This window comes from Thermoactinomyces sp. DSM 45892 (genome assembly GCF_900107305.1).
Classification (GTDB): Bacteria; Bacillota; Bacilli; order Thermoactinomycetales; family Thermoactinomycetaceae; genus Baia.
Genome location: NZ_FNPL01000003.1, coordinates 177,646 through 190,851, shown reverse-complemented (window position 1 = coordinate 190,851; position 13,206 = coordinate 177,646). Strand labels below are relative to the sequence as shown.

The 13,206-nt window shown below is 41.8% G+C and carries 10 protein-coding genes; 2 read left to right on the top strand and 8 right to left on the bottom strand.

The genetic code is table 11. The features are described 5' to 3' along the window. Positions 1-3: 3 nt before the first annotated feature. Positions 4-3,051 carry a PD-(D/E)XK nuclease family protein gene (locus tag BLU58_RS03835; protein ID WP_093290906.1) on the bottom strand — a complete coding sequence of 1,016 codons (3,048 nt, stop codon included), beginning with the start codon at positions 3,049-3,051 and terminating at the stop codon, positions 4-6. A gap of 93 nt (positions 3,052-3,144) precedes the next feature. Here BLU58_RS03835 and BLU58_RS16295 point away from each other — a divergent pair, with 93 nt between their 5' ends. Further along, entirely contained in the window at positions 3,145-3,315 is a 171-nt protein-coding gene (locus BLU58_RS16295) for a hypothetical protein (protein WP_176786486.1), read from the top strand. Between the two features lie 185 nt (positions 3,316-3,500). Here the strand turns inward: BLU58_RS16295 and BLU58_RS03830 are convergent, their stop codons facing one another. The 3 genes from BLU58_RS03830 to BLU58_RS03820 all read right to left on the bottom strand — a co-directional run bounded on the left by BLU58_RS03830 (position 3,501) and on the right by BLU58_RS03820 (position 8,080). Beyond that, positions 3,501-3,959, bottom strand: coding sequence for a hypothetical protein (locus BLU58_RS03830; protein WP_143123694.1), 459 nt, complete (start codon positions 3,957-3,959; stop codon positions 3,501-3,503). Positions 3,960-4,097: 138 nt separating this feature from the next. After that, on the bottom strand, positions 4,098-6,938 hold the full coding sequence (locus BLU58_RS03825) for an AAA family ATPase (protein ID WP_093290904.1): 2,841 nt from the start codon (positions 6,936-6,938) through the stop codon (positions 4,098-4,100). Further along, a complete protein-coding gene (locus BLU58_RS03820; RefSeq protein WP_093290903.1) occupies positions 6,935-8,080 on the bottom strand; it encodes a metallophosphoesterase family protein in 1,146 nt (381 codons plus the stop codon). The genes BLU58_RS03825 and BLU58_RS03820 overlap by 4 nt, the downstream gene beginning before the upstream one ends. Before the next feature lie 119 nt (positions 8,081-8,199). On the opposite strand from BLU58_RS03820, the gene BLU58_RS03815 reads away from it, so the two are divergent. Continuing rightward, positions 8,200-8,670, top strand: a complete 471-nt coding sequence (locus BLU58_RS03815; protein WP_093290902.1) for a hypothetical protein — start codon at positions 8,200-8,202, stop codon at positions 8,668-8,670. 61 nt (positions 8,671-8,731) lie between these two features. Here the strand turns inward: BLU58_RS03815 and greA are convergent, their stop codons facing one another. From greA to asd, 4 genes are all read right to left on the bottom strand, one after another. Further along, entirely contained in the window at positions 8,732-9,208 is a 477-nt protein-coding gene (greA, locus tag BLU58_RS03810; protein ID WP_072333655.1) for a transcription elongation factor GreA, read from the bottom strand. 320 nt (positions 9,209-9,528) lie between these two features. Beyond that, positions 9,529-10,893 (bottom strand): aldehyde dehydrogenase, encoded by a 1,365-nt coding sequence (locus BLU58_RS03805; RefSeq protein ID WP_255404579.1) that lies wholly within the window; start codon positions 10,891-10,893, stop codon positions 9,529-9,531. Between the two features lie 122 nt (positions 10,894-11,015). After that, positions 11,016-12,239 carry an MFS transporter gene (locus BLU58_RS03800; RefSeq protein WP_143123693.1) on the bottom strand — a complete coding sequence of 408 codons (1,224 nt, stop codon included), beginning with the start codon at positions 12,237-12,239 and terminating at the stop codon, positions 11,016-11,018. Between the two features lie 119 nt (positions 12,240-12,358). After that, positions 12,359-13,198, bottom strand: a complete 840-nt coding sequence (gene asd, locus BLU58_RS03795) for an archaetidylserine decarboxylase (protein WP_093290899.1) — start codon at positions 13,196-13,198, stop codon at positions 12,359-12,361. Between the last annotated feature and the right edge of the window lie 8 nt (positions 13,199-13,206).

Genomic DNA, 13,206 nt, shown 5'->3' with positions numbered 1-13,206 from the left:
TTTCTATTTTGGGTCCCGATATCGACAAAATCGCTTGGCTACACAATAAGATGGGCAGTTCCAAGTAGGCTTCACCCTCACTTCTCCGGTGCGTAACGCTTGTATCTGGTTAGCTAACGTTCTTTTCATATCATGATGCACCTCTGACCATCGCTGTGTATCTAATCCCTTAACAGATCGATGAATGTTTGCTTTCTGCTGGGCAAAACCTTCTTTCCATAGCCCCAGAGACCTTCTTTCCGATGTATAAAACGCCCCCCCTATGATTTGTTCCTCTAAATATCCGAAACCCTCCTGCAATACCCAGAGATAGAGTGGAAGCTGAATCGCCTTTCCTTCATACAACTCTTGTAGGGTAGGGAGATAATTACCCGATTTATAGTCGTACACAACAAGGTGTCCTTCATCCATATCCACTCGATCTATCTTTCCTCTGACCTGGATCTTCATATCCTGAGTCAACGGGATCGTAACAGGCTCCCTTTTCGACTGGGAATCCACATGTTCATATGAATCTATGGGAAGGCCAAATGACAATTCAAAAAATGTGGGTTGAAGCGGATGCTTCTCCTTTCCTCCTTTTCGTCCCTTTTCTTCTAGTCCAATAAACTGCATGAGCCTCCTTATTTCTTTTCGCTTCTCGATTTCCTTGACGATTGATGGATAGTGTTGAAGCTCATACGTTAAAACTTCATCGAATAGGGCCTCCAAATCAGCTTTTGAAAAGGAAAAGGCTTCCCATTCCTCTCCTTGTTCTTGAAATTTTTTGAACAAAGCATGTAAAATGGCGTGTATCGCATTGCCTGCTACCATTCTGGACAATCCTCTACCTTGTTTCTCGCGTAATTTCACATCCCAGACCCTCTGAGCCAGATATCGAAAGCGACAACTCATCAACACATCTAGCTCAGAAGCGCTCCATACTTTTGCTGCCAGTACACGGGAAAGCTGACTCTCCTCCTTCCCATCAAGCAATCCAAACCATGGGGAGAGCATCTGTGCACTCCTTGATCGAGCAATTCGAATCTCCTCTTTCAACTCTGATCCGATTCGATCTAGCCATTCAATTGGTTGGTAGACCGATTCTTGTGCGACAGCATACAAAATATCCTTAGGCCGTAACCAGAAATGGGGAGATAACATGTGCTGATTCGACTTCCATTCATCATCGTACTGAGGCAAGCATTGGATCACTTCTCTGATAAAAGGAGATGGATTAAGTAGATCACCCATATCGTTGCGTATAGAATAAGAAAAAACAACCTGATCTTGAGCACTCATAACAGCCATAAGAAACGATAGCTTCTGTCGCTCTCTAATGTGGTCGGAAGTGAGTAGCCAGATTGATTCTTTGCCCAATTCCCTACGTAGTTGATCTGGAAATAACCAATCATCTTGGTAAGTTCCCGGCCAATTTTTCTCTTCACAACCAAGTAAAATAACACTGGTAAACGGCTGACCACAAATCATATTAGCCGCTAGTAAACGTACCCCCCCACTTTCTTCGGGGTCGATCACTAATTGGATACTGGATAGCCAATTCGTCACCTCTTGGGCAAAATCGCGGAAGCTCCAGATGGATGGGGTTGTCATCTCACCCCTACTCATCTCCTGACACCACTGCTCCATCTTCATCCATAGGCGCCTATCTTCTACCCAATCTTGTAATGATTCATCGTCTCGAAAAACCGTAACGTTCGGGCGTAGACGGGCCGCCACCCATGATCCAAACCACGAATACCAATCTAACTCCCGATTAGCTTCTGGAATTTGCCCGATCCATCTCCATAATTCCAAAACCTGCTTTGTATATTGTGGTTCTGTCGCTTCTAGCCAACATTGCAATATTTCATCTAGAGTATAATGCGATTTCCTCCAAGATTGCTGAAATACGTCCCAAGAAGTTAACTCAATGCCAGCAAAGCGAGATAGAAAGGGAATGGTTGTTATATCACCATCTCTACAAGCAAAAGCAGAACGGATCACTTGTCCTATATAAAGTTCCATTCCAGATTGAACACGTGGCAACTGAAAAGGAACTCCTGCTTCCGTTGCCACTCTTCTCACAAGAGGTGCGTACACATCCCATTGCTCTGTCACAAGTACAATCTGATCCCCCGGGATGTGGCTACGAAGCATCCATTCTTTCACTTGTCGAATCGCCCGCCGAACCTCTAATACTTTATGGTTTGCCTGCCAGATTTGGACACTGTCATCAGATCTCTCAAAAGGTTTTACCGTTCGATCGGATACAAAGAGTGATTTTTTTAGATGTTGCAGGGCGGTTTTTTCATTTGTATCCATAGATAAGACATAAGCCATACCGGTTGAGTAATCAATGACCTGGAAACCAACATTTTGCAAACGTTGTAACGTGGCCTTTATGGAGCGAAAGCCCTTTCGTTTCCGATCATACAGGAGGTGGAATTCAACCGTAGCATTACGAGATACTAATCCCGATAGTAAGCTTTCTTGGATATAGTGCAGATCGTTAAATTGTTCAAAGATAAAGACTTCTTCTGTTAGATCACATTCTTTTAGTCTTTTTAACAATGTGAAATACACTTCTTCTTGATCTAACCAGTTATATTGTTTCATTTTCTGCTGATATCGTTCGTACAAGCTAACCAGTCCTTGAGCTAACTGATTTTCCGGAGGTAATAGTCGCCGTAAGCGTGAGGGAAGTACACCTGCCCTCTTCACTTCCCCAATCCATTTCTCCACTTTCATAATCCAAGAAAAGGATTCAACGGTAAGCTCTTGCCAATGTGTAAACCAACCCTCCTCAATCCCTTCATTCATACAGGACTCAATGCATTTATATCGAAAGTGTGGACTCTTCATCTCTCGACTATGTTCACTCATTCGTAACACCATTTGATCCATGGTCATGACTTGGATGGAGCTAGTCAAGATTTCAGAACGATAACGAGAAACTAATTCACTACTGGGAAACACATAGCTAATACGCTTGGATTTATGGTGCTCCTTTGTAAAAAGCGCTAAACGTCCCGTTCGTTCAATAGGATGGAGCATAATGGTACCGGCCATCTAAAAATCCCCTCCCGTCGTATCCTTATTATTCCAGTATAGCTTACTTGAATTGGTGAAACGTTATATTCAAATCCTTGGAGGTGGCCTATTATGAAACAACCGAGAAATCAAAAGGAACAGACAAAGTATGAAGCAGAATTCTCCAATGAGCTTCTGGGGATGCAAGAGTCAGAAGGAGAAAACTTTGTACAAGCGGCTATTAATCGTGCGTATAGCCAGTCTGGTGATATAGATGAGACTGGGCAAGAGAGAGCAGAGTAGAAATAAGGCTATTACAGAACAAGAGGCTCAAATATCGTTGGCGAATAAAGCACGTCAAAACGGAGTACGCATATATGAAAGCCACTAGCCTGCGTAAGCGAATTGCAAACAGGATAGTGGCTTTTTTCTGTTATAAAATAAACCGCTCATTAGGCTTCATAAGAGAAGAGAGAAGCTATTCTACATTAAAACGGTTTTGCCGCCGCGAAGTACAGAATCACTAGGGAAAATAACACTGTAGCAAAAGAAACCCATACATATGCCTTTAACATGCCTGTTTGAGCATCCTTCTGCGCAAGTTGCTTCATTGCTTTCCCACTCAAGATCGACGCAACGACCAAAGATAAAACAGCCGCGAGTGTACCACCATGTTGCATAAAGGTAAGCCAAAACGGCTTCGGAGTACCTTGGCTCACTAGCTTTTGCCAGCCAGTAAACAGCATGTAGAAACCTGTTGCAAGCACCACGGTTCCAGCTGGGTGAATCAACATATAAGACTTCTTTAAAATCCCTGTCAATACTTGATTCCGGCTAGCTGAGGACTCGAGTTTACAAATCGAAAGCAAAAGGACACCGATGGTAATACTCGCTCCGATCCATACCACTAGACCAAACAAATGAAGAAATAATGCCAATGACATCACAAAAATTTCCCTCCCATGATAATCCTACATAAAAATAATGATTGGATAATCGCTATTCATGTTCTAGATTAGCCAAAGGCTCTTTAATAGTCAATCACTGAAGGGAAAACGTCATAGAAAACATGAGTGGCAGTTTCATCACAGCGATAAGGTAACAGAGTGATACGGAAGGTCAAACGCATTTAATAGTTCTCGTTCGCGGGTTTGGCAGGTACAGAGAATCACTTGATGCTCCTGTGAAAACTGATGCAATAATTGTATCGTTTCCGAAAGTCTGTCTTGATCAAAATGAACGAAGCAGTCATCTAGGATTAAGGGAAGTCTTGTCTGAGTCATCTCAGAATAAAATTGTAGTAAAGCAAATCGTAATGCTAGGTACATCTGATCAATCGTTCCTGTACTTAGGTACTCCACAGACTTCCGTTCTCCAGTCTCGGGGACAAATACACTTAATTGGATTCCTTCTTTCGGATCGATATTGAGAGCTTGATAGCGATTTTGTGTAATAGTGCGAATCCATCTCGAAGCATAGGGAGTTAGACGTGGAGACAAATCTTCTTGAAACTGACGAGACGACTCCTCCAAAGCCTGCCTAGCAAGTTCAAGAATCGTCCGCTCTTTCTCTAATTCCAGAATCCGGTTCTTAGAACATTCCCACTCACTCTCAACAAGAGGTAACCTCGCATGTTGTTCTTCATAATCCTCTAACGTTTTATCAAGTCTCACCAACTCCATTTGTTGAGACTCCCTCACCTGTTCGCGATCCCTCAGATGTTCTTCCGCTTTTGCCAATTCATACTCCCAATCTCGATGACGATCTTGTAGATAGCTTACGGCACCTAAATATTTCGACTGTATCTCGCGAATCTGAATCCTCAGATTCTTCAATTGGTCGAGACAATTTTCCTCTTGGATTTGCTTACTCCAATCCTCATAACGTTTCTCTGCCTCTTGAATTTGCCAATGTAATTGAAGGAGGTGCTTATGACGTTCATGCCAGTCCTCTAGCTCCCCGAAGGTACTAACCCCGAACTCCTGATACTTTTTCTCTAATAAAAGTTCAATCTGTTCTCTCTCTTCACTTTTCTCTGTAATTTCTCGATCCAAAGCCTCTGCTTTCATCTCAAATAGGTGGTATTGATCCTCCGCACGTTGCTCTTGTTTTTGAAGATTACGAATGGATTCTTTCCAAGAAGTAACAGAGAACTCCGGAACAGGGCGAATGTGCTTCTTCATCCATTCTTCAATCTCTTTTTTTCGTTCCTCTAGTTGTAGTTCTAAATTACGACGCTCAATGGTTTGAACCATCAATTGATTCAAACCACCTTGAATTTCCTCTCGTTTTAGTAGCAAATCTGTCAAACTCCTCACACGCCATACTTGTGTGATTTGCTTCTGTTGCTGTGCATTTACTTGGAGTTGATGGTCTAAGTCTTCTAATACTACTTGCATTCTCTTCTTTTGATGTTGTTCCGTCTTCTTACGGGATCGGTCTTGAACAAAGATCCGTCTATATTGCCACAATAAAAGGAGGGGCACCACCAAAGCTCCAACTCCTAGACTCCAGTGAAAAAAGGCAAACCCCCCTGGAATCGCCAGCGTCACAATCGAAGCGATCAACCAAGGTGTAGAACTCCCTTGCTTCTGGGCATGTTGGGTCTTCATTTTCAAAAACTCTTGATGAGCAATCGTTTTCTTCTCATGTAATTGATTTTGTTCATCCTGTAAAATACCTAGCTGTTCTAAATCATGACTGATCTGGATAAATTTTTGTTGCTCCTCTTCTTCTACTACATATTGAAGAGCTTGATATCGCAGATCTCCTGCCTCATAATCATCTAGCTTTGAAAGCATAATAGAGGCACGATCTTTCTCTACACATTCCATCTGTTCCTTTCTTGTACGAGCGACTTCTAAATGCTCATTGACCTTACTTAGCTCATCACGAGCTTGCGCCAATTTCTTACGTAGTTCTTCACTCTGTTTATATAGAAGTTGAATCTCTTGAAACAGCTCCGTTGATATTTCACGAGTAGCGGCGACCTCCTGCTGTTCCTTGCGCCAGTCTAAAATCTGCTGTTCTAGTAATCTCCATTGATCCAGTCGTTGCTCTAGCTGGGCCTTCGATTTATGAAGATATTCAAGTTGCTGGGCATCTGCTTCTATTTCGCGAAGATCCGCTACCTTTTGTCTAATCTGTTCAATCTGATTCACCCACTCATTCACCTGATGCTGACTTACATCCAGTTGCTTGATAATATCACTACGTTGTCCATAATTGATTTCAAGCTGATGGCGCACCTCTTGAAGAGCAATCACTTCTTGCTTTAATGTTCGTTCTCTCTCACATTCAATACCATATGGCTTGTGGCGTGCATATTCACTTTTTCCAATCGATTCAAGTTGTTGATCAAGAATCTGCAGAGCAGCCAAACCGTCTGGGTCCGCCCCATTCTTCAATAACTTCGTCATTCGTTCCACCATCTTCTGATGAAAGGAATGATCCTCTTCTTTTCGTTTTGATATTTGCGTCCACATGCCTGATGTAAAAATTCCTACCCGGCGGTACGTCTCACCACTTAATCCAATCTGCTTTTCCACAAACTGCCGATCCTTCTGCTTGTTCATCGTATACAATGCAGAGAGATCTTCACCTGTTTTGAGATCGACTAACTGTTCTTTTGAATCCGGGAATGCGAAGGCGCGATATAACCGAAAAAGTTGCTCTTGGTATTCGTAATCAATTTCCCCACCGTATTCGCTACTTTGCCATGGTTTAAATGAATCATACCAATCAGCTTCTTTTCGCTTTTTCAGTCCTTCTTTTTTCTCACCAAACATCAATCCATAAACCCCATGAAGCAAGGTAGACTTTCCTGCCTCATTAGGAGCCTCTATGAGATTCATCCCCTCTTGAAATTCAAATTCTTGGTTAATCCACCGACCGAAACCACGAAATTTCACCCGTTTGATCTTCATAGATGCGCAAGCTCCTTTACTAATAATGCTTCCAATCCTTTATACATCGCCCGCTTGATGAGCTGACGACACTCTTCATCCTGTTCTTGCTGTAAATTTAATTCCATCCGTTCAATGAATAGCGCCACTAGCCCGCTTTGTTGTCGATATTGCTCCAAGTCAAAATCGGGGATCGTTTCATCTTCCAACCATACATTCTGGTATCCTTGTTCAGCTAAAAGCCTACTATACCAAGGTTGTTCATGTTCAAGTGATAATTCCAAATCCCTTCTCCCGCCCCACTGAATCCGATAATAGGACTCTTTTGGGAGCTTTTGAATCTCTGCCAACATACAATCCAAAATTTCCTGTCTGGTTTGACAGAAGCTAATATCGATCTCCACTTTCTCGTACGTACGACTATGTAACGAAACTTCTTCTAACTGAACTCCTTTTGAGCGCAACTTACCCCAAGTAACCGTTCGCCTTCCTAGCTCCTTCCAATTTTGTGCCTCCGGGGAACCCGCATAACGAAGGATCGTCTTTTTCTTATTTTTTAATTGGACTTGCCCTGCTTTATGGATATGACCTAGTGCGACATAATCAAATGCTTGATCAAAGAAATCTTGTTCCGTAAGCGGAAAGTACTGACTCTCTTTACCCTGCGCTTGAAGATCTCCATGACAAACACAAATATTATATTCCAAGTTGTTATGTAACCTAGGAAGAGTCGATTGAGATTCTAAAAAACTCGTAAATCCTCTCCCCGAAATTAAAAGCTTGCGCGTGCTGTCCACATGTTCCTCCCACTCACCACCAAAAATATGAACATGCTTCGGCCATATAGAAGAACGTAAATAATAAGACCCCTCCATATATGGGTCATGATTCCCTGGAGCAATAAACACCTGAGTCGAAGGAATTCTTTCTAACTGCTCAATGACAAATCGAATGGTCGACTTGGTTACAGCACTATGCTCAATAAAGTCACCTGCTATAAACAAAAACGGAAGTTTACGATCCTCTACAAAAGAAATGATTCGACGAAATGTATCACGATGTTCCTCATAACGCACCATCAACTGCTCCGCAGTCCCTTTCCATCCAGAAATAGGTCGATCCAGATGCAAATCAGCCGTGTGCAACCACTCTATTTTCTTCATTTCATCCTCCTTAAAGACTTGTCCACCTTGTCAAATTTATACTCCCTACTTGAATAGATCCCGTATAAGCTAGGCAAACTGAAACTATCATAGGAGATTCCTAGAAAGAGGAGATCAATATGGTTCCCGTAAGAAGAATAATTCTCTTGGTTTTCTGTTATTTCCTTCTTTTACCTAGTAATAAAGTTACTGGAGATTCTGCCCTCTTTCATGAACCCACCCCCATTTCTTCGATGCAAGCCATGTACCATCATGAACGAGGGGACACACCACTACGAGTGAGCTCTACGATGAGACAAGAAGTCGGTAAGGTTTTATCGGAGGTATATCAACTATCTGGACTTAATTCGCTACAATTACCTGCCTCCTACTACCATATCCACTTTCCCACTCCCGTTGTTTTATCTCTCTTTTCACCTGTAAGACATCCCATCGATGAAATCATCATCACATTGCCCCGTAACGCTTGGGATGAACACCATCTCTTAATTAAAAACCAACAAAATCAATGGATTGAATATAAAACACATCGAACCCTTGGTATTTTTGTCAATCAATTAACCGCTTGGAATGCCATGCAACCTCGCTAGGAAAGATAAGAGCCGATGACTACATAGTCGTCGGCTCTTATCTTTCATTCCGTTAAAGGAATTAAGAAATCTTTACAATTTTGAACTGAATTGTTCCATCTGGAGCAGGTACATTTAGCAGATCCCCAACCTTTTTACCAATCAATTCAGCACCGATTGGAGATTCATTTGAAATCTTACCTGAATCTGGATCGGTCTCAGCACTTCCTACAATGGCATACTCTTCAAAGTCCCCATCTGGAACTTCCTGAATCGTCACTTTAGACCCTACACCCACAACATCTTTCGTAACTTGATCACTACTAATAATCTTGGCATTACGAATCATATTTTCAAGCGTAATGATTCTTGATTCGATAAACGCTTGCTCTTCCTTCGCCGCATCATACTCAGAGTTCTCACTTAAGTCACCTTGGGCAATCGCTTCTTTTAAACGCTCCGCTACTTCATGGCGTTTCACTGTTTTAAAGTATTCAAGTTCTTGTTTCGTTTTTTCGAGTCCTTCTTCAGTCAGGAGTACCTCTTTTTGAATGGACATGATTAATTCCTCCCAAATCATGATCGTTTTTCTATTCTAGCTTATAGATCCGGATTTTTTTCACGTCCCATGCATATGTTCCATTTTAACTGTTTATGCAGAATGTAAAGGTATTGAGTTTACCTATTTTTGATCCAAGGGACTATAGAGCTTAGATGCGCTCTCTAAAATATCAATGGTATTCTTATATCACGCCATCTTACCCATGTCAAGTTACACTGACGACTATATTAGCACAAAGAGTTCCATCATCCAAGAGGGGGATTGAAATTATTTTCTGTCTTTAATATTCTTCCCCCGCCATAAAAATCCTGCTTTTTCTATTTAAACAACCACCGCAATAACGAAATCTTATTCCCTTTTAAAGGGTAACGAATGCTTGGATCAAATCGTGTTGTCTGGTGGACGATTCCTTTTCTGTGCGAGAAAGCATCAAAACTAAACTTTCCGTGATACGCCCCCTGTCCACTGTGCTGAACCCCTCCAAAAGGAAGATGAATATTGGATAGATGAACCACTGTGTCATTCACACATCCACCACCGAATGATACATTCTGCAAAACTGTTTCCACTATCCCTTTATTCTCAGTGAAAAGATAGAGCGCTAGGGGTTTCGAATACCGCTGAATCCGTTTTATGCATTCTGACAAAGACTGATATGTAAAAACCGGCAATATGGGTCCAAAAATTTCATCCTCCATGATAGGCGAATCCCATGATACTTTGTCCAACACAGTGGGCGAAATTCGTAGCAGCTCCTCCTCTACTTGCCCACCTACAACCGCCTCCCCATCTCGAAGAAAATCTCTTAACCGTTCAAAATGACGCTTACTAACAATGCTTCCAAAATTATCAGCTGTAAGGGGATTCTCTCCATACACAGTCGAAATATGCTTCTGGATTAATTGAATCAGCTCAGACTTCACCTCTTCATGAACCAACAAATAGTCTGGGGCTACACACGTCTGACCCGAGTTACTAAATTTTCCCCATACAATCCGGCGCGCCGCCAAGTCTAGGTTTGCATCTTTTTCGACAATAACAGGGCTTTTCCCACCTAACTCAAGTACCACAGGTGTTAAATGCTTTGCAGCTGCTTTCATCACGACTTTCCCTACAGACGTACTTCCTGTAAAGAAAATATGATCAAATGGCAATTCCAATAATGACTTACTTGCCTCCACATCCCCTTCAACCACAGAAATATATTCCGAAGGGAACGCCCCTTCTATTAGCTGAGACAGCACTTGTGAGACATGAGGTGTATATTCGGAAGGCTTCAAGACAGAGCAGTTTCCAGCACTAATCGAACCGATAAGAGGATTTAATAATAGCTGAACCGGATAATTCCACGGAGCGATAATAAGAGAAACCCCGAAAGGCTCTGAATAAATCTTACTTTTCGCACCAAATAGAGTAATTGGATTTGCGACTCTTACTGGTTTCATCCACGATTTAAGATGCTTTTTAGCAAAGCTGATTTCCTTATAAACCATCCCAATTTCCATCAAATAAGCTTCATATTCGTTTTTCCCTAAATCCTCACGTAGAGCTGTAAACAACTGTGATTCAAACTTTTTGACAGCAAAGCGCAAACGTTCTAACATTTCAAGGCGAAATGATAAGGTTCGCGTAACTCCCGAATGATAATGCTTTCGCTGTGTTTCTAATAGCCCTCGATACACTGCATTTCCTCCATCCATCTAGTTAACTGATGAGTCGAATTTAGGAATCAATCTCTGTCTTTAGTATACTATGTTCCATTCGCTCATTACCTTTTTTCCATCAAAAAACGAGTGACCTCTTCTTACCTAGAAGCCACTCGTTTCCCATTTGCTGCCTTACGGATTAACCACCAAGTTAGCACCTGCATAAAAGCTATCGGCAACAAATACCATCTTAGATGAATGAGATCTGGATAATATGAAACCCATATGATAAAGCCAAACACACTGATAATCCTCCCCAAATTTAAAGCCAGCTCTCTGGAAACCACATATTCAACTCGTAATTCTACATTCTCATCCTTCTCTCCAATCACATCAAATACAATGGATAAGATCGGGTTGTAGTAAAAGGGAAAAAACAAAAAGATGCCGATTCCAAACACGAACATCGACCATGTATTTAACAAAAACAAATAGGGCAAAAAGCATACTCCAAGCGCTATAGCCCCCACAAACATAGCTTTGATTCTACGCTCTGGAGTCATCCATTTTCCTGCAAAATAATACGCGATCAACGAAACGAGGTTACAAACTGTATAAAATGTCCCTAGTGTAAACTCGCTACGTGTCGTTAGATAAACCAATAGCCCTGTAATAAAGACAAAGACCCCTTCCCGTATCCCTTGAACCAACATCGCCAGGTTAATCCAATGCCATTTCGTCCCTCGATGCCTGGCAATACGAAGAACTTCCTTTAAACGGTAACTTCCCCGTGAACTTCGTGCTTTCAAAAAGAAACTCATAATGACAGCCGCGATAAAGATCCCCAGCGAAATCCAAAAAATAATTCGATAACCTGTAAAATGATTGATGCGTGTAATGATCCACCCAGATATTACAGGAGCTATAATCCCAGCTAAAGAGTTCGTAAGCCCACTAATACCATTAAAATAATCTCGATTCTCACGTTCTGTAATCTCAAAGTAAAGAACATTAAAAGCTAGCCAATAAAATCCACTGCCCACACCGATAAAGAAACCCAGCAACACCACATAATCTGCCGCGCTCGTTCCTAAAAATAAGACAGTCAAATAAAACAATGCTTGAATCGCCACTCCAAATCGAATGGCAATCACACGATCCACTTTTTTCGTGAGCCAACCGGCAAATACAAACGTCACCGCTACAGAGACATGATAAGTTAAGTTATACCAACCAATCAGCAGAAAATTTTGTTTTAACTTCCATAAATATACGTTTAGGAATGTATTCGACAGAGCTAACGAAATCGCATGTAACGCGCTAATGGTAAGGAGATACCAAGCCTCTTTATCTAAACGCTTGGTATGTATCAATTGCTTCATAGCCTTCACCCAATGTTAGCCTGCACCAAAAAGCAACTCCTTATGAGAAAAACCTTTTTAGATGAAAAAGCGTACTTTTTCATCTAAAAAGGTTTTTGTGCCTTTCCATGGTTCCTTCTCTATTCCACTATCTTAGCAATGGATTTACCCATAATCACTTGTGTTCCTATTTCCTCCGGGATCGTCCACTCAATACGATTTGGTTCAAATAATAGGATTACAGTGGAGCCAAACTCAAATCTCCCCAGCTCGTCTCCTTTTGTCAAATGAGGTTCCTCTTGATATCGAACTTGCTTATTTTCTCTGTGTCCTTTGTTTGTGCTCACTTCATCATACGTTACCTTAATGCTTCCCACGTTCGTTGCTCCCACCTTTACTACTGCAACAAGGCCAGCGGATGAGCGGACGTAGGTAACGAGTCGTTCATTCACTGCAAACAACTCTGGAAACAGCCTCATGCCCAAAGGATTGACTGGATATAGTGGGCCTGGAAGGTACGCGTATCCTTCAATGTCACCCTCTACAGGCATATGAATTCGGTGATAGTCACGGGGACTGAGATATAAAGTGACAAATTTTCCACCTTGGAATTTCTTCACGTATTGAGGATCATTTCCTAACAGTTCAGCAAGAGAATATTCTTTTCCCTTCGCATAGACACAAGATCCTTCTTGGATCACACCAATTTGGGAAACTGCACCATCTACAGGACTGACGACCTGATCTGCACCAGCTTCAATGGGGCGAGCCTCTGGTTTTAATTCCCGTACGAAAAAATCAAGTAGGCTATCGAATTGATCTAACGGCTTCTTTACTGGCTCTAATTCGATTTGAAAATGGTTAATGTAAGAGGGTATCACTTTTTTACTAATCGGATGCTTTGCAAAAGCACCCGTAATTCTTGAGACGCCGCGTGTAGGAATTGCTTTCCATAATACACGATATAACGAATCTTTCATTTGAACCT